Here is a 16,733-nt window from a genome sequence, read left to right on the forward strand (position 1 = left end):
CTTTGAGGATTGATGGCTTCGCTAACGACCGGGCAGCTTGTAGAGAGTTTCGGCGTTGCGGTGCAGGACCATGTGGGCGAGTTCGGCGGCGCGCGCGGGGGAGATTTCGCCGTCCTGCTGCATTCCGTTGAGCGCGATGGCGAGAGCCTTGCGGGCGTTGCGCGAGCCCAGCCAGGTGGCTTCTTCCCATCCAATGGTGTCACTGTAGGGATAGCCGTCGGTGCCGAAGAGGACCTTGTCGGGATAGAGCTCGAGCCACTCGCGCAGCCACGTGGCGAGCGTGCGTGCGGGAATCATGATGGCCTGCTGTGAGATGTCGAGATAGACGTTCGGTTTCTGCAGCAACGCGCCTGCTTCATGGACGAACGGCCAGCCACCGTGGAGAAGGACAAAGTTGGTGTGGGCGAAGCGTGGGTCGTTGAACAACGGCTCGAGGTTCAGCGGATTGACGCCGGTGATGGAGAAGTAGCGGCCGGCGCCGGCGAGATCGTGAAGGTGGACGGCCATGCCGAGGCGGCCAGCTTCAAGAGCAATGGTGCGAAAGAGGAAGTCTTGAAGAAGTTTGTAGTCGGCTGGAGTCGGCACGCCGCCGTGGACGTAGCGCGCGTAGATATCGGCGGCGCGTGCGGCGTCGGCGGGAGTGTCAGCGGGTGAAGGATCGCTGATGTTGAGCGAGCGTAGGTAGGCGAGCTCGAACTTGATGGCGATGGCGCCGCCGGCGTGCTGACTGCGGAGCGTGGGATAGACGAGACGATTGAGGTAGCCGTCGAGCGTCGCCGGAAGAGCGGCGAGGTGTACGTCGGCGAGGTAGCGAGCGCGGAGTTTATCTTCTAGCGGAAAGAACTGCACGCGATCGGGGGTGTCGGCAGCTGTGGTGTTGTCAAGTGGGAAGAGCAGCGCGTCGTCATACGGCACCCAAAGGAAGCGCGGAGGCTGAACGCCATTGCCCATCACTACGCGGTTGGCGACCATGGTCGCGATGTTCGCCTGGTCGAGAACCCACGCGGAGTAGTGAGCGCCCTCGCGAGCTTTCACGGCGGCGCGCGCTGTAGCGAGTTTGGCACGGCCGGTGGCGTCGAGCGGCGTAGACAGGTCGACGTGGAAGAGTGCGCGCCAGGCATCGGCGAGCTGCGGGTTGTCGGGACGGTAGGCCGCGGGATCGGTTTGCGGAGCCATGCTGTCCACGGGCAGCGCATCGAAGTTGCGATCGGTCGCGTCATCTGGCGGAGAGAGCATGGGGTGCGCGTGGTTGTCGAAGGCAGGGATGGCATTGATGTCCTGCGCTGACGGCGAAGAGCTTTGCGTGGCGACGGAAGAAGATTGCGCGGGCGAGGCTGCCGCGAGGGCGCAGAGAAGACTGACGGCGATCAGGCGCATGGAGGCTCCGTTGATGCAGAGGATATCGCAGACAGGGATGCGGGGATTTAATCTGACCTTAGTCGACGCGACAGATGAGGCACTTCAGGTAGCGCGTCTCTGGGAGCGTGATGACTTCGGGGTGATCGGGTGCAGCTGCGTGGGTTTCGAGCAACTGGACGCGGCGGTTGGCATCAACGGCCGCAGAGGCGATGATCTCGGTGAAGTCCTGCAGCGAGACGTGATGCGAACAGGAGTTCGTGATGAGCGTGCCGCCAGGCGTGAGCAGGCGGAACGCGCGGAGGTTGAGTTCCTTGTAGCCGCGCAGTGCGCCTTCGGCGGCGCGCTTGGACTTCGCGAAGGCCGGTGGGTCAAGCACGATGGCGTCGAAGTGATCGTTGGGAGACGACGTTTTGCGCGCGGTGTCGTCGAGGTGGCGAAGGTAGTCGAAGGCATCGGCCTCCATCCACTCTGTCTCGGCAGTGAGCGAGGGATTGAGGGCGAGGTTGCGATCGGCGGCCTCGAGCGCCGAGAGGCTCGAATCGACACCGGTGACGTGGGAGCACACCTGCGCGAGGTGCAGCGCGAAGCCGCCCTGGTAGGTGCAGATGTCGAGCGCTCGTCCCGTGCGGCCCGACGCCTTCACCACACGCGCAGCGGCCGCGTAGTTGAGCCGTTGGTCGAGGAACGCGCCGGTCTTCTGGCCGCTGGCCGCGTCGTAGTGAAAGTGCAGGCCGTTGAGGGCGAAGTGTGTCGTGGTCGGGGCAGCTTGGTCGGTGTCACGTTCGGCTCCCGTGCGGAAGGACAGACCGTCGGGAGCTACGGAGTCGGTGTGGGTGGTAAAGAGCGGGCCGGGTGCGGGCGCGGGCAGTTCTTCGAGCTCGCGAATGCGCGGGTCAGGGCGCTCCCAGATCGTCAGAGCCGATTTTTGTTTTGCGAAGGCTGCACTGAACGCTGCGACAACGACGGCGCGAACGTCATCTTGTGCTGTGCCTTGTATGAGCAGTTGCAGGAGTACGAGATCGTTGTAGCGGTCGGCGATGATGCCGGGAAGATTGTCGGCTTCGGAGAAGAGGAGGCGGTGCGCGTTGTTCTTCGCCGACGTGGGAGCAAGCTTTCGGCGGAGTTGCAACGCGGCGTCGATACGCGCGCGGAGATCACCCAGATATTGCGCACGGCTGAGCGCGGGTGTGCGGGAGATGACGCGCGCGGCAATGGTCGACGCAGACGAATAGAGGGCGGTGCCCAGCGGAATCTCGCGCGTCTCGGTGATCGTGACGAGGCCGCCGGGCTCTATGGTCTCGGAGGCGGGCGACGATTCGAGATCGGTGCGATAGACCCAGAGGTGGCCGGCGCGGATCCGGTCAGCGGCGCGGCGTGTAATGCGGAGTGTGGTTGCGGTAGACATCTGCTTCAAGTGTAGACGCGACCGCACGAGGTACGCGGTCATTCGTTTACGCTGACAGACGAGGCGCTGCGGTTTATGACGAAGATACCGAAGATGACGCTTACGGATTCACCTGACGATTCCACGCTCGAGACCATATCGAGGCTGCTCTCCGAGTTCAACGAAAGAAACTCGGGGCGTGCGAATGACTATCGTCCGCTGACGATTGTGCTGTCAGATCCGGAGACGCAGGAGACGGTCGGAGGACTGGTGGGGTGGACCTCGTTTTCCTATCTGCACGTAAACCTGCTCTATCTGCCTGACACATTGCGCGGTGCAGGTCTAGGCACCAAAATGATGGCGCTGGCCGAGGAAGAGGCGGTGCGGCGCGGCTGTGATGGCGTGTGGCTGGACACCTTCAGCTTTCAGGCACGTGGGTTCTACGAGCGTCTGGGCTACATCGTGTTCGGCGCAATCGACGATTATCCGCTTGGGCACAGCCGCTATTTTCTGAAGAAGGATCTTCGGCCGCAGCGATGATGGCCGTCTACGGCAGCTGCGGAATCGCGACGTTGAGCTGCTCGGCGATGGCTGTGACCGCGAGGTTGTGATCGTCGCGCTGCGGCAGGCCGGAGACGATGATGGTGCCGACGCATTCGGAGCCACGCAGGAAGATCGGGAAACCTCCGCCGTGTGCTGCGTAATCGACGTCCGAGAGTCCGTCGCGGGTTTCGAGAGTCTGCTGGCTGAGTTCCAACTGGCGGCCAACGGCGTACGAGCTGCGCGCAAAATGACGAACGGTGTTGCGCTTGCGTCGAATCCAGTCGGCCTGATTGGGCTTCGCGCCTACAGTGGTGCAGGCAAATAGAAGTTGATTGGCGAGCTCGATCTCTACGGTGCCGCCGGCTTCGCGCGCCAGCAGCGCATCGCGCAGACGATTGCCCAGCTGCCATGCCGTGTCTGGTGTGAAGTCGGTGAAGCGCAGGAGTGATTCCTGCTGCGCGAGGATCGCAAGGTCTTGGGCAGGATCAGGTGTGGTGCTCATGATGCGTGACTCTCCGTTTCGTGCAATGACGTTGATGATACTCACTGCGGCGCGGGTTTCGGATCGGAGCTGGCGGCGCCGTGGTTCGGGAGTTTCTGGCACCGGTTGTCGAGGTATTGCGGGAAAGGTGAGAATCGTGCGGTCCGCGGGTCGGGTGTTGTGGTGACCGTGCGACCGACGACTTGGGTCAAGTCCTGTTGCAGCGTGCGTGGGCGGTCCGGGGCCATGCATTCCATTGTCGCTTGATTGTGCGGAGAGAATAACCGGCTGCTGCGAAAATAGAAGGAATGAAGAATCGGTGGGATGCAGTGCCGGCTGTCGGGATTGATTTCGGCACGACGAATAGTTCGGTGGCGTTGGTGCGAGACGATGCACAAGTGGAGTTGGTGCGGTTTCCTGCGCGCGACGGAGAAACGCTCTCTTCGCGGTCGGTGCTCTATTTAGAGAAGATCAAGGAGGCAAGCGGTGTGCGGCGCACGCACTCGTGGACGGGGCCATCCGCGATCGAGCATTACCTGGATGCCGAGGAGAAAGGCCGGCTGATCCAGTCGCTGAAGTCGTACTTGCCTAGCCGCACGCTTACGGGCACGGGGATCTTCGGACGCCAGTACAAGTTTGAGGACCTCGTCGGACGGATTCTCTCCGATTTGCGCGAGCAGGCGGAGCGTCAATTTGGACAGCCGATTCGGCACGCGATGGTGGGACGGCCTGTTAAGTTTGTGGGGGCAGAGACAGAGGAAGATGATGCCTTCGCGGAGCAGCGTCTTCGCGCTGCATTTACGCAGGCCGGATTTGAGAGCGTCGAGTTGGAACTCGAGCCGGTGGCCGCGGCCTATTCCTACCAGGCGACGCTGGATCACGATGAACTGATTTTGATTGGCGACTTCGGCGGCGGCACCAGTGACTTCTCGCTTCTACGCGTGGGGCCGGGTGTGCGGCGAACTAGCGAGACGCAGCAGGTGTTGGGTAACAGTGGCGTGCGACTGGCGGGAGATTCCTTTGACGCGCGCATTGTGCGCAAACTGGTGTCACCGGCGCTGGGATCGGATTCCTACGCGCGCTCGATGAACAAGATTCTGCCCGCGGTGCCTGCTTGGATCTACGCGAACCTCGAGCGCTGGCATTACCTTTCCTTTCTCCGCACACACGAAGTGACGGAGATTCTGCGCAGTGCGCGGCTGCGGGCGCTGGAGCCGGAGAAGATCAAGGCGCTCAGCACGCTGATCGAGGAAGATCTCGGCTATCAATTGCATCGCGCAGTGCAGAAGGTGAAATTTGAGTTATCGCATGCGGAGAGTGCAGAGTTTCACTTTCGGGATGGCAGTATGGACCTGCAGATTCCAGTGACGCGCACGGAGTTCGAGGGGTGGATCGCGGAGGAGTTGCGCGCAATTGAGAGCTCGATCGATTCGCTGCTCGAGAGCTCTGGCGTAAGCGCGGGAGACATTGATCGCGTGTTTCTAACCGGCGGAAGTTCCTTCGTGCCCGCGGTGCGGCAAATCTTCGTCAAGCGGTTTGGCGAGAAACGGATTCGCAGCGGCAATGAGTTCACCTCGGTGGCCCATGGGCTGGCGCTGAGAGCGCAGGAATCATTGCATGCGCGTTAATTTTCCCAGCAGCCGGCTTCGGTAGAATCGGGGCATGGCCGCAGCGCGCAAGACGCCGAAGTTTATCGAGACATCGCTCATGGGGTTGGGCTTGTTGAACACACCCATGTTCAACAAGGGCACAGCATTTCCAGAATCGGAGCGCGACGAGTTTTCGCTGCACGGCCTGCTGCCGCCGCACGTCGGTACTCTCGATGAGCAGGTGGAGCGGCGGCTGCGTGCATTTCGTGCGCTGACCGATGACTTCTCGCGCTACACGTTGATGCGCGATCTGCAGGATGTCAACGAGACGCTGTTTTACGCACTGGTGACGCGCAATATCGAGGAGATGCTTCCGGTGGTTTACACGCCGGCGGTGGGCGAGGGCTGCCAACGCTTCTCGGAAATTTGGCGGCGGCCGCGGGGCGTCTTTCTCAGCTACCCCAACCGCTCGCGGATCGAGAAGATCCTGAATCATCCGCGGTATGACGGCGTGCGCTGCATCGTGGTGTCGGATGGCGAGCGCATCCTTGGGCTCGGCGATCAGGGCGCCGGTGGCATGGGTATACCGATTGGCAAGCTCGCGCTTTACACGGCGCTCGCGGGAATTCATCCTCTGCAGTGCTTGCCGGTTCTGCTCGATGTCGGCACGGACAATGCCGCACGGGTTGCCGATCCGCTCTACATCGGTTGGCGGCATGAACGTGTGCGTGGCGCCGAGTATGACAAGTTTGTGGACACCTTCGTGCGCGTGGTGCGCAAGCGCTGGCCGCACGTGCTGCTGCAGTGGGAAGACTTCGCGGGAAATAATGCGGCGCGGCTGCTGGATCGCTATCGCGACGTTCTCCCAAGCTTCAACGACGATATTCAGGGAACTGCCGCAGTGGCCGTCGCAACGTTGCTCGCGGCGGTGAATCTGACGGGCGTTCCTTTCACCGAGCAGCGGTTCGTGGTGTATGGCTTCGGATCCGCAGGGCTCGGAGTGACGAAACTGCTGTGCCAGGCGCTGGTGGCTGCGGGGTTGAGCGAAGAGGCGGCGCGCGCACGGTTCTACGCCGTCGATAAAGAGGGGCTGCTAGTGGAAGGCATGGAGGGGATGACGCGCGATCAGGCAGCGTTTGCGCGTGCCGGCAGTGAGGTGCAGGATTGGCCGCGCGGCGAACACGGCGTTGGTCTGAAAGATGTCGTCGAACGCGTGCGGCCGACGGTCTTGATTGGCGTGTCCGGGCAGGCGGGCGCGTTCACGGAAGACGTGGTGCGCGCCATGGCCAGGGGGTTGGATCAGGAACACAATGGACGCGACGTGCGGCCGGTAATCCTACCGCTTTCCAATCCGACCAGCCGCTGCGAGGCAAAGCCCGCGGATGTAATTCGCTGGACGGACGGTCGCGCGATTGTGGGAACGGGCAGCCCGTTCGCGCCGGTAGAGTTCGGTGGCAAGACTCACAAAATCGCGCAGACCAATAACTCCTACGTCTTTCCTGGCATGTCGTTGGGAATCATGAGCTCGAAGGCCAAGCGTGTAAGCGATGGGATGATCATGGCGGCGGCTAGTGCCCTCGCCGCGCTCTCACCGACGCAAGCGGACCCCGACGGCGCGTTGCTGCCGCCGTTGGAGTCCCTGCGAAACGTGTCCATGAGCGTCGCGGTCGCAGTCGGGCGACAGGCTGAAGCCGAGGGATTAGCAGAAATCAAGGGCCAGGCGTTCGTGGAGGCAGTAAGCGCCAACGTATGGGAGCCGGTGTATCTGCCGTATAAGCGCAGGTAGCTTTCGAAACGGCAAATACACAGTGCGAGTTAGCGATTGAACTCGTGAATCGTTTCGCCGGCAGCCTGAGCTACTGCTCCGGCGGCGTCCTTCACTGATCCGGCAACCTGGTCCACTACGCCCTCATTGGCAAGGTCGGGATTGCCGGTGAGATTGCCGATGCCTTCTTTCAGCTTGCCGCCGAGGTTGGTTCCTTTGCCGGTGATGCGATTCTTCGAGCCCCACGCCGAGGTTCTGCGAGCGGCGTCTTCGATGCTATCGTTGCCCGTCGCGTACTCGGGGCCGGGCGTGTTCATGACGACGTACGCGGCCACACCGAGGCCGACGGCTGCGAGAATCCAGGGAAGTGATTTCATGGTCTGCTCCTATTTTTCTTCCAGTGCGTTGGATGCACGCGCGCCTTCCCGCGTTGGGTTCCATAGAATGAGCAGATGCAGGAAGGCTTAGGTGGCGGCAATGCAGTATGACGTGGTGGTACTCGGCGCGGGTGCGGCCGGAATGATGTGCGCATTCGAGGCCGGCAAACGCGGACGGCGTGTGCTGCTGCTGGAGCATGGCGATCGTGTGGGTCGAAAGATTCTGATCTCCGGCGGCGGGCGCTGCAACTTCACCAATTTGGGGACGAAGGCCGAGAACTTTCTCAGCGAGAATCCGCACTTTGCCAAGTCCGCCCTGGCGCGATTTACGCCGCGGGACTTTATTGCGCTGGTGGAGAAGCACCGAATCAAGTATCACGAGAAGACCCTGGGACAGCTCTTCTGCGATGACTCGGCGAAACAGATTGTGGCGATGCTCGAGAAGGAGTGCGCGGAGGCGCGCGTGGAGACACGCTGCGGCGTGACCGTCTCGTCGGTGCGACGCGATGGAGACGTGTCGGGGTTTGTGGTCGAGACCAGCGTGGGCAAGTTCACCTGCGAGTCCGTGGTGGTGGCGACCGGTGGACTGTCGATTCCGGCGATGGGTGCGACAGCATTTGGCTACGAGCTGGCGCGGGAGTTCGGGCATGCGATCGTGGAGCCGCGCGCTGGACTCGTGCCATTGGTGTTTTCAGTGGAAGATAAAGCCCGCTGGTGCGATCTCGCCGGCGTCGCCTTTGATGTGGTGGCTCGAGCGGTTGTGCAGGAAAAGACGCGGCGCAAGATTCCCGCATTTCGCGAGCGGCTGCTGGTGACGCATCGCGGGGTAAGCGGACCGGCAGTGCTGCAGGCCTCGTCTTACTGGAGGCCGGGCGAGGAAGTCAGCTTCGATATGGCGCCGGGACTGGAAGTGTTTCGTCCGCTGCTGGCGCAGGTTTCGGGACGCGACTGGAACAGCGCCTACACGGTACTGCGAACCGTGTTGCCGACGCGGATGGCCGAGCGCTGGGTGCGCGTGCGCGCGAATGCGAGTGCGGGCGATTGGACCAACGCCGGGATCGCGCGGCTGGAGAGCGATCTGCACGCCTGGACGCCGCGGCCCGACGGCAGCGAGGGGTTTGCCAAGGCAGAGGTGACGGTGGGCGGCGTCGATACTGCGGAGCTCGACGCGCGCACCATGGAGAGCAAGCGCGTGCCAGGAATGTACTTTATCGGCGAGGTGGTGGACGTGACCGGCTGGCTCGGTGGATACAACTTCCAGTGGGCGTGGGCCAGCGCAGTTGCAGCCGGTGCCGTGGCTTAGGCCATAGTCCCTTCCGCGAGTGTGTCGCTACTGCACGGTCAACGTCAGGCTGACAGAGTGCGTAAGCCCCGCGGCCGACGCACTGATCGTGAGTGTCGAGGTGCCCGGAGGCGTGGGCGTTCCGCCGCTGCCTGTAGTTCCTGTCGTGGGAATCGCGCGGCTGGCGCCACAGCTGCTAAGAACTCCCAGAGTGCAGAGCAGCAGGAGGAAGCGCGTGAACTTCGGATAGCGCCGCCGCTGGAAGAAGGCGACCGGCAGGAGCATGGCCAGCAGAACAGCCTTGGCTAAGCTGGATGCGCGCAAGGGCCGGGAGGGGCGTGCAAGGGCCAGAGTAGTAGGCACCGCGGTTTCCAGGGTGACAATCACGGGCGTTGTCGTTCCGAGCGAGCCGATGCCGGGGGTGACCGTGCAAATAGAGTTGACTGGCGCGCCGGTGCAGCTGAGCGCAACGTTGCCGGAGAGACTGCTGAGCGAGCTCAGTTGCAACGCGTAGGTGACGCTCGCTCCACTGCCTGCGACCGTGGCGCTGGTAACTCCTGCAGCGGTCAAGGCAAAGTCGATGCCGGTGCCAGAGAGTGATGTAGTCTGAACGCCGCTGATCGCGTTGTCTGTAAAGGTGAGCGTGCCCACGATCGCTCCCGGGGCAGTCGGCGCAAACACGATCGTCAAACTGCAGCCGGCATTGGCGGCCACGGTGGTCGTGCAGGAGTTGAGTGCGATGGCGAAGCCGGGGCTGACCGCGACACTGGAGACGTTGAGCGGCACACCACCGTTATTGGTGAGCGTTAGCGTCTGTGCGAGCGCCGTAAGGCCGACTCCGGTCGCTGGATAGACGAGCGATACCGGGGTCAGCGAGACACCGGGACCGGCAATGCCTGTGCCGCTGAGTGTGACTGTCTGGTAGCGAAATTGATCGGTGATGGTGAGCGTCGCGGTGCGGGGTCCGACAGCCGTCGGCGAGAAGGTGACGTTGAACGCGCAGGTCGCATGTGCTGCCAGGGAATTTCCGCAGGCGTTGACGACCGAGAAGTCGCCGGGCGAGACGCTGGCGGCGATCAGTGTCAGTGGAACGCCTCCGCTATTGGTAAGCGTGATGGTCTGGGCGGCGCTGGTGGTGCCAATCTGCTGCACAGTAAAGTTCAGCGCAGCCGCGGAGAGGGTGTCGGTGGCGGGTGCCTCGCCGATTCCGGAGAGCGACGCGGTTTGGGTCCCAGCGGAGGTCGTCCCGGCGTTGTCGGTTACGGAAAGCGTGGCCGAGCGCGCACCGCTTGCGGTTGGCGTGAAGGTGATCGAAAGCGTGCAGCCCGTGCCAGCCGCGAGGGTTGCTCCGCAGGTGTTGGCGAACAAGGCAAAGTCCCCGGTGTTGCCGCTGAGCATAGGTGGGGACAGGGTAGCGAGGGTGCCACCAGTGTTGGAGACAGTGATGTTCTGGGACGCTGCTGTCTGGTTCACGATGGTGGAGGGAAAGCTGAGCGTGAGCGGCGTGAGCAAGATCGCGGCGGCGGTGGTCCCCGTTCCGTTGAGGGAGACGGTCGCCTGACCGCTCGCGATGTTGGCGTAGATCGTGAGCTGCCCGGAGCGCGTGCCGGTGGCCGTTGGCGCAAAGACGATCTGCACGCTGCAACTGCCTCCGACCGCAATTGTCTGGCCTGCACAGTTATCCGTCTCGGTGAAGTCGCCGGTCGCTACAAGAGAGCCGAAGATGACAGGTGCGCTTCCGGAGCTGCCGACGGTGATGGTCTGTACCGCGGACTGCGTCCCCACCTGTTGCGCGGTGAACGTAAGGCTTGTGGCCGAGAGCGTGATGGCTGCCTGGCTCCCCATAGTTGCGGTCAGCAGCGGCGTCTGCCACAGACCACGTCCGTAGGTGCCGGCGCGCAGCATGCCGGATCGTCCGTCGCCGGTTGGAAGGGTAGCGGCGACCGCCAGGCTAAGGATGGGCGCGTTCGGCAAGGCCGTTCCAAGCACACTCCAGCAGTTCAATGTGGGGCAGGTCGTGATGGCCTGGGTCACGTAGACTCCGGCATCCATTGCGACGTACACGGTGTTCGCGTCGTTCGGATCGACGACGACGGCGTTGGCGGGCGCGCTGGGCAGGTTCGCGCTGATGTTAAGCCAGGCGCTGCCAAAAGTCGTGGAGCGGTAGAGATTCGGCACGCCGAAGCCCATTACCGTCGCATACACCGTCGCGCCCGTTGCATCGTGAGGATCGACCGCGATGGACGAGACATCGAAGTGCTTTGGATTGAAGGCGTGTGCGTCGATAATATCGTTTGTGACTGCGGAGAGCGAGATATCGGTCCAGGCCTTGATGCTGGTCGCCGTGTTCGCGCCCTTGGTCACGAACATGTGTCCGGGAATGGCGCCACCGCCGTCCAGCGATCCGGAGATGCCCGCATAAATTACCGTCGACCCAGAGTTCTGCAGGTTCGCGGAGGTCACGCTGGGGCCTCCAGCGGCGATCGATCGGATCAGCGGGCTATAGGGTGTGCATGGCAAGGTGGTGCCCCCGAGTGCCGGGCTGATTGCGTTGGCGTTGGACCATGCCGCTCCATTGGCGGCGGGGCCTCGCCAGACGCGACACGTCGCCACAAGCAGGCTTGTCGTCAGGGCTGGATCCAACAGGATGGGTGTGTCCATCTCGCTGTTATCGGAGTTCACCTGCGTTGCACCGATGGTTGCAGGCGGGAGGAAATTGGCGGCGGCGCAGTTGCTGCCTAGTGGACACGCGTCGAGGTTTACGCCGACGCCGATGGTCGCATACCAGTTCGCGGGTGTGACAGCGTCAACGGCGGGATAGCCGCCTTCGCCAGCGGATAGTTGTGGCCATGGGCTGAGCGCAGCCGCTGTAGAAGTCGCCGCCGATCCATTCGCACCCAGACCGGCGATGAGGATATTGGGGTTGCCCGCGTTCTGCGCGAAGCCCACCACCTCGCCCAGCGATCCACCCGCGCCGATGGCGGCATTGAGATTGTCGAAATGCGTGGCGTCGCTCGCTGCACAGGCGCTGTCCGTCGTCTCCGCGACGCCATCGAGTGAGCGCCACAGGCCGCTATCGTTGCCAAGGAAGAGGATAGGTTTGCCACTGGCCTGCGCGACGGTTGTGATCGCGTGCTGTGCGGCCGCGATCTGCGCCGGCGCGTTGCAGCCGTCGAGTGCGTTGGTAGTGTTCCTCAGGGTGCAACTGGAGGAACCAGCCGCGATCACGCAACGGTAGAGATCGACGGTGCCGACATAAAGGTTAGTGCTGGCTGCAGCAGGCGCGGCGTTCAGCGCGAGGTTATAGTTGCCTTGCGCGATGACCGTGCTGCCGCTACCGGTCTCCAGCGCGCCATTATCGATGCGGTTGGCGAAAGTGGGTGCAGGCTTCGCGCAGCTCCCGGAACTCGCGCTGCATAGATCCTGCCACAGCCCCTGGTCGAGGTTGTTGGCATCCACCGTGAGCGCGTAAAGATCGCCGGTTACGGGTTGCACGGCCAGGACACCGCGATAGATGGGGCAGTTGGCGCTGCCCACGCCCTTGGCGCCTACCGGACAGTTCGCCGTGGTGAGATTCGTTCCCGGCTGCGTCGTGAGGCGTGTCCAGGTGATGCCATCGGGCGAAGAATAATAGCCGTGCGACCGGACCGCCGCGTAGAACATGGCCCGCACCGGGTTCCATACCACCGACGTCACCGCGTTCCCTGGCCCCATGGTGCCCAGTGCCTGTGGCGTTTGCACAATCGCGGTGCCATCCTGGATTGTGGCCATGTGCCACATCTGGCCCGCGTCGGTGGAGTAGTAGAGGCCGGGGAAGGAATCATAGGTGACCGCGCCCACGACAGCCGCCTGCGGGGAAGTAGAAATCGCTGCGACCACGAGATTCGGAGTAACGGTACTGAAGGCGATCCCGGCGGTCACCAGGCCCCAAAACGAATGAGCCCCAGTGGTGCCGTCCTGCGAGTTCTGCGCCAGCGTCCACGTCGCGGTGGCGGTGGAGTAGATCAATAGGCCACCGCCGTAATAGGAGTCCGCCGCGTTGTTGGGGTCGCCCGTTCCCGCAATCACCACCGGGTTAACCGTTGGCTGCACTGCCAACGCGCCGATGGTCAGCGACATCAGAAAACTGCTGCCGGCATTGTTGCTGAAGACCGGCAGTGTGTCCGTAAGGGGCATAAAGCTGACCTCCCCAAGCGGGCCCGCGGCGTTGATTGACTTCCACACCCCGCCGCCGGTGGTGCCCAAATACACCGTATTGCCGGCCAAATCGTTGGAATCGGTCGCAATCGCGGCAACGCGGCCGGTGATGTTGTTGTAGGTCGCGGAGACGATCGAGCTCGGTCCCAGGGGCTGCCACGCTGCGGTCAGGTTGACGGTGCTGTGCGGCACAGCAAGCTGTTGTGCATACAGGTTGGGCGCGAGGAGTTCGGCCCAAGCCAGCAGAAAGAGCGCACCGCTGTTAAGCAGCGTGCGGGAGCTACGAAATCGGGTGCTCGCGAAACGTCTCGGCGGCAAGCGGTAACCCTGACATTCAGTTGTGAGGCGTCGACCCATATTGGTCTAATCGGATCGAATGCCTCGGGGGATGAGGCAGACAGCAGTGCATGCCTCTGCAGCGGCCGCCCAAATCGGGACTGCCTCTGTTGAGCAGAGTGTAGCAGCGGATGGATTTTGGCGCGGTGACGGGGGAAGCAGTTGTTAGTTGTTAGTTCTCAGTTCTCAGTTCAGTGCGCCTTTCCTGACAACTGAGAACTGAGAACTAACAACTGAGAACTGACAACCCCTACGCCGTCGGTCGATGCAGCAGGCGCATGAACGTTGGGCGCACTACCAGCCCGAACAGATCCAGGGCGGCGTGGGCGGCAATGGTGATCAGGAGACTGCCCGTCCAGAGATAGAGCCCGGCCAGCGCCGCGCCTACCAGCGTCGTCAACACAACCCCAACCACGCCCTGGTAGATGTGCACGAGGCCAAACAGGATCGTCGCACTGATGAACGCGAGCAGCGGATTGTGCAACACGCCGATCAGCAGCAGCGGCAGCAGCAGCCGGAAGAAGCACTCTTCGCTCACGCCTGCGTTGATGGAAAGCAGCGCGGCCCAGCCCGTCTCTGCGCCGTTGCGCGGCATCAGCGGTTCAATGTCGGCCAGCGTGGCATGCGAAGTCTTCATCCTCTTCGCGATCAGCACGCCCAGCAGGATGCCGACCAACATTGCGCCGACAGCGCAGCCGGCGAGGAACTCCTTGTCGAGTGCCGCTGTGGTGGGCATGTCTGCCCCCAGCCGAGCGGCCAGCGGAATAAACTCGTCGGGCAGGTAGAGCAGCGCGTGCAGTTGGCGAAGAATCAGCAGGCATACCATCGAAGTCCCAAACAGGGCGAGAAAACTCTTCAGTATCCAGACCCGGTAGAGGCGCTGGCGGCCGGCAGTGTCGGGTTGCCGCTTGAACTCAGCGTACTCGGACGCATCATTGCGCACGAACCACCAAAGCACAGCGAGGCTGACGAGAAGCAGCAAAAACTTCAGCATAGGGTTCCCAGAGAAAGTCTACGCCACCATCGCACGGCCGGCCATTAACCCGCAAGGCCAAGCGTCGCCAGGCATTCCGGCGCTCAATATGTACGGATCGTGAAGTTGATGACCTTGGCCATGTGGCTGTCGAACTTGCTGATCGCATGGCTAGGTGAGTGGCGTCCGCGAAACACAACCCAGACTTCGTAATCCGTGTTGCCGTCGAGGCGCTTGAAGTTGTAGGTACCATTGGCCTCGGTGATGTAGGTCATCAACGCCTGCGAACTCTCGTTGTGCAGTTCCACGACGGCGCCGCGAACCGGTTCATGGTTGGTGTCGGTCACAATCCCGCTCAGCGTGCGCACGGTAGCCTGGGTGGGCATCTGGGCGGCAACAGGAAGCGCTCCCAGCATCAGGCACACTCCGACGCACACCGCAGCGGTCGCGATCCATGGATGGTGCGGTTCGGTCGTTCTCATAAGAGCTGCCATGAATACTTGGCCCGTGAAGGGCATGTTGCACCCGGTAGAAACTGGCCTATCCGCAGAGCTTAGCGGACTCCGGGGTTGGATGCACGGCGGACGGCGCGAAAGGGCAAACTTCGCTCCAGGGGATGCTTAAGTAACTGCTGCTAGTAACCGTGGCCGAGGATGGGATGCGGTTCGTACTGCTGCTCCAGCCGCTCGATCTCCTCAGGCGTGAGCTTGACCTCAAGCGCACCCAGAGCGTCTTCCAACTGATAGAGCTTGCTGGCTCCAATAATCGGAGCAGAGACGAATGGCTTGGACAACACCCAAGCCAGCGCGATCTGCGCCGGCTTCACGTTGCGTTGCGCGGCCAGCTCCAGTACCCGCTCCACAGTGTCGAAGTCCGTCTGGCGATAGTACAAGCCATGGCCGAAGTCGTCTGTGCGCGCGCGCAGGGTTTCTCCCTTGCTGTGATCCTGCTCATCCCCGCGCTTGCGGCTGCCGGTCAAAAATCCACGCGCCAGCGGGCTCCACGGAATGCACCCGATCTTCTGATCAAGACACAGCGGGATCATCTCGCGCTCTTCCTCGCGATACACCAGGTTGTAGTGATTCTGCATGGTGACGAAGCGCGCCAGCCCGTTGGTCGCCTGGAAATTCAGCATCTTCTGGAACTGCCACGCATACATGCTCGACGCGCCCAGATACAGTGCCTTGCCCGCCTTCACCACGTCGCTCAGCGCCTCGCAGGTCTCTTCAATCGGCGTGTTCTTGTCGAAGCGGTGGATCTGGTAGAGGTCTACGTAATCCACGCCCAGGCGCTTCAAGCTCGCGTCGATTGAGGCCATGATGTGCTTGCGCGAGAGCCCGCGATCATTGGGCGAATCGCTCATCGGGTTGAAGACCTTGGTAGCAATCACCAGCTCTTCCCGGCGCGGCTGAAACTCGCGCAGCAACTTGCCAGTGATGCGCTCGCTCTCGCCCAGCGAGTAGACGTCGGCGGTATCAAAGAAGTTAATGCCGGCTTCAACCGCTGCTTTAACAAACGGCCGCGCGGCCTCTTCTTCCAGAACCCACTCGCGCCAACTTTTGGCGCCATAGGTCATCATGCCCAGGCAGATCCGGGAGACACGTGCACCGGTAGAACCAAGGCTCACAGTCGACAAAGGAACATTCGCGCTTTCACTCATGCGTGATTGGACGCAACTCGCGGTTCGATGGACTCGCGGGGAAAGAGGCTAAGCGCGAAGTATCCCCTGCGCTTCGGCTAGTTGTTTGAACTCGTCACAATCCCTGCGGGCACGGTCACGGTAGCAGTCGTGCTCGCGGAGAGGCTAACGTTGAGAGTGTCCGAAATGGAGTTCGCATCGAGCGTGAACGTGTAGACTCCCGGTGTCAGCGTAGGAGGGCCGCCACACCCGGAAATGCCCATGCCCGTCAGTCCGACCGCACCGATTGCCAGCAACACGCGCGCGAATCGACGCGTTCTCGTTCGTTGCAGCCCGAAGCCCAGCATCAGAATGCCCGCCAGCGCCCAGCTCGCTCCCTGGCCGTGTCGCAACGGATTCACGCCGCTCACGACCGGCACCACCTTGGGTGGAATCGCCACAACCTCGAAACTCCCGGTCGTCGTACCATTTGCGGTCAGCGGAAAGGCCCGGACCGGGCCAAAGTCTTCGCAGACGGGCGCTCTGACTCCAGCAGGCTCCGTCGGCCCCTCACACTGCACCGCAACGGACCCCACGAACCCATTCACCGAGGTGAGCGTGAACGGAATGGCCACCGTGCCGCTCGAGGGCATGGTCACATTGCTGGCAGTGATCTTGAAGGTCGGAGCGGGGACAGGCGCCTGCGCGGCACATGCCGTAGAAGCCAGCGTAGAGAGGACAACCAGACAAGACAGCGCTTTGTTTCGCGTCATAATGAGACCCTCGTCAACGTAAGTCGAACGAAATGCACGAAAATCCTACGTGCAGC

The 16,733-nt window shown here is 62.4% G+C and carries 13 protein-coding genes; 4 read left to right on the plus strand and 9 right to left on the minus strand.

The window, feature by feature from the left end:
* Positions 1-21: 21 nt before the first annotated feature.
* Both GSQ80_RS09100 and GSQ80_RS09105 read right to left on the minus strand, forming a co-directional pair.
* Positions 22-1,377 carry an amidohydrolase family protein gene (locus GSQ80_RS09100; protein ID WP_158787307.1) on the minus strand — a complete coding sequence of 452 codons (1,356 nt, stop codon included), beginning with the start codon at positions 1,375-1,377 and terminating at the stop codon, positions 22-24.
* Between the two features lie 58 nt (positions 1,378-1,435).
* Complete coding sequence (locus GSQ80_RS09105; protein ID WP_254059536.1) at positions 1,436-2,764, minus strand: class I SAM-dependent rRNA methyltransferase; 1,329 nt, start codon at positions 2,762-2,764, stop codon at positions 1,436-1,438.
* 75 nt (positions 2,765-2,839) lie between these two features.
* Here GSQ80_RS09105 and GSQ80_RS09110 point away from each other — a divergent pair, with 75 nt between their 5' ends.
* Entirely contained in the window at positions 2,840-3,283 is a 444-nt protein-coding gene (locus GSQ80_RS09110) for an N-acetyltransferase (RefSeq protein WP_158787309.1), read from the plus strand.
* Between the two features lie 7 nt (positions 3,284-3,290).
* Here GSQ80_RS09110 and GSQ80_RS09115 read toward each other — a convergent pair whose 3' ends face one another.
* Positions 3,291-3,788 carry a heme-degrading domain-containing protein gene (locus GSQ80_RS09115; protein WP_158787310.1) on the minus strand — a complete coding sequence of 166 codons (498 nt, stop codon included), beginning with the start codon at positions 3,786-3,788 and terminating at the stop codon, positions 3,291-3,293.
* Between the two features lie 287 nt (positions 3,789-4,075).
* On the opposite strand from GSQ80_RS09115, the gene GSQ80_RS09120 reads away from it, so the two are divergent.
* Both GSQ80_RS09120 and GSQ80_RS09125 read left to right on the plus strand, forming a co-directional pair.
* The gene (locus GSQ80_RS09120) at positions 4,076-5,395 is read left to right on the plus strand and encodes an Hsp70 family protein (protein WP_158787311.1); all 1,320 of its coding nucleotides are present in this window, start codon (positions 4,076-4,078) and stop codon (positions 5,393-5,395) included.
* A gap of 34 nt (positions 5,396-5,429) precedes the next feature.
* The gene (locus GSQ80_RS09125) at positions 5,430-7,142 is read left to right on the plus strand and encodes an NAD-dependent malic enzyme (protein WP_158787312.1); all 1,713 of its coding nucleotides are present in this window, start codon (positions 5,430-5,432) and stop codon (positions 7,140-7,142) included.
* Positions 7,143-7,171: 29 nt separating this feature from the next.
* Here GSQ80_RS09125 and GSQ80_RS09130 read toward each other — a convergent pair whose 3' ends face one another.
* Positions 7,172-7,498 carry a CsbD family protein gene (locus GSQ80_RS09130; RefSeq protein WP_216850221.1) on the minus strand — a complete coding sequence of 109 codons (327 nt, stop codon included), beginning with the start codon at positions 7,496-7,498 and terminating at the stop codon, positions 7,172-7,174.
* Positions 7,499-7,598: 100 nt separating this feature from the next.
* Between GSQ80_RS09130 and GSQ80_RS09135 the strand changes: the two genes are divergently transcribed.
* Positions 7,599-8,801, plus strand: a complete 1,203-nt coding sequence (locus tag GSQ80_RS09135; protein WP_158787385.1) for an NAD(P)/FAD-dependent oxidoreductase — start codon at positions 7,599-7,601, stop codon at positions 8,799-8,801.
* Positions 8,802-8,828: 27 nt separating this feature from the next.
* Here GSQ80_RS09135 and GSQ80_RS09140 read toward each other — a convergent pair whose 3' ends face one another.
* The 5 genes from GSQ80_RS09140 to GSQ80_RS09160 form a co-directional block, all read right to left on the minus strand.
* Positions 8,829-13,295 carry a choice-of-anchor D domain-containing protein gene (locus tag GSQ80_RS09140; protein WP_254059537.1) on the minus strand — a complete coding sequence of 1,489 codons (4,467 nt, stop codon included), beginning with the start codon at positions 13,293-13,295 and terminating at the stop codon, positions 8,829-8,831.
* 268 nt (positions 13,296-13,563) lie between these two features.
* Positions 13,564-14,307: a CPBP family intramembrane glutamic endopeptidase gene (locus tag GSQ80_RS09145; RefSeq protein WP_158787314.1), complete on the minus strand. Its 744-nt coding sequence runs from the start codon at positions 14,305-14,307 to the stop codon at positions 13,564-13,566.
* An 83-nt stretch (positions 14,308-14,390) separates the two neighbouring features.
* The gene (locus GSQ80_RS09150; RefSeq protein WP_158787315.1) at positions 14,391-14,768 is read right to left on the minus strand and encodes a carboxypeptidase-like regulatory domain-containing protein; all 378 of its coding nucleotides are present in this window, start codon (positions 14,766-14,768) and stop codon (positions 14,391-14,393) included.
* A 152-nt stretch (positions 14,769-14,920) separates the two neighbouring features.
* A complete protein-coding gene (locus GSQ80_RS09155) occupies positions 14,921-15,946 on the minus strand; it encodes an aldo/keto reductase (protein WP_158787316.1) in 1,026 nt (341 codons plus the stop codon).
* Positions 15,947-16,023: 77 nt separating this feature from the next.
* Positions 16,024-16,677 (minus strand): hypothetical protein, encoded by a 654-nt coding sequence (locus tag GSQ80_RS09160; RefSeq protein ID WP_158787317.1) that lies wholly within the window; start codon positions 16,675-16,677, stop codon positions 16,024-16,026.
* Positions 16,678-16,733 lie beyond the last annotated feature (56 nt).

The sequence above is a fragment of the Granulicella sp. L46 genome (assembly GCF_009765785.1).
Classification (GTDB): domain Bacteria; phylum Acidobacteriota; class Terriglobia; order Terriglobales; family Acidobacteriaceae; genus Granulicella.

Bases quoted from the DNA above. Each gene is read 5' to 3' on its own strand.
- GSQ80_RS09100 (WP_158787307.1), bottom strand. From the start codon at position 1,377: ATGCGCCTGATCGCCGTCAGTCTTCTCTGCGCCCTCGCGGCAGCCTCG.
- GSQ80_RS09105 (WP_254059536.1), bottom strand. From the start codon at position 2,764: ATGTCTACCGCAACCACACTCCGCATTACACGCCGCGCCGCTGACCGG.
- GSQ80_RS09110 (WP_158787309.1), top strand. From the start codon at position 2,840: ATGACGAAGATACCGAAGATGACGCTTACGGATTCACCTGACGATTCC.
- GSQ80_RS09115 (WP_158787310.1), bottom strand. From the start codon at position 3,788: ATGAGCACCACACCTGATCCTGCCCAAGACCTTGCGATCCTCGCGCAG.
- GSQ80_RS09120 (WP_158787311.1), top strand. From the start codon at position 4,076: ATGAAGAATCGGTGGGATGCAGTGCCGGCTGTCGGGATTGATTTCGGC.
- GSQ80_RS09125 (WP_158787312.1), top strand. From the start codon at position 5,430: ATGGCCGCAGCGCGCAAGACGCCGAAGTTTATCGAGACATCGCTCATG.
- GSQ80_RS09130 (WP_216850221.1), bottom strand. From the start codon at position 7,498: ATGAAATCACTTCCCTGGATTCTCGCAGCCGTCGGCCTCGGTGTGGCC.
- GSQ80_RS09135 (WP_158787385.1), top strand. From the start codon at position 7,599: ATGCAGTATGACGTGGTGGTACTCGGCGCGGGTGCGGCCGGAATGATG.
- GSQ80_RS09145 (WP_158787314.1), bottom strand. From the start codon at position 14,307: ATGCTGAAGTTTTTGCTGCTTCTCGTCAGCCTCGCTGTGCTTTGGTGG.
- GSQ80_RS09150 (WP_158787315.1), bottom strand. From the start codon at position 14,768: ATGAGAACGACCGAACCGCACCATCCATGGATCGCGACCGCTGCGGTG.
- GSQ80_RS09155 (WP_158787316.1), bottom strand. From the start codon at position 15,946: ATGAGTGAAAGCGCGAATGTTCCTTTGTCGACTGTGAGCCTTGGTTCT.
- GSQ80_RS09160 (WP_158787317.1), bottom strand. From the start codon at position 16,677: ATGACGCGAAACAAAGCGCTGTCTTGTCTGGTTGTCCTCTCTACGCTG.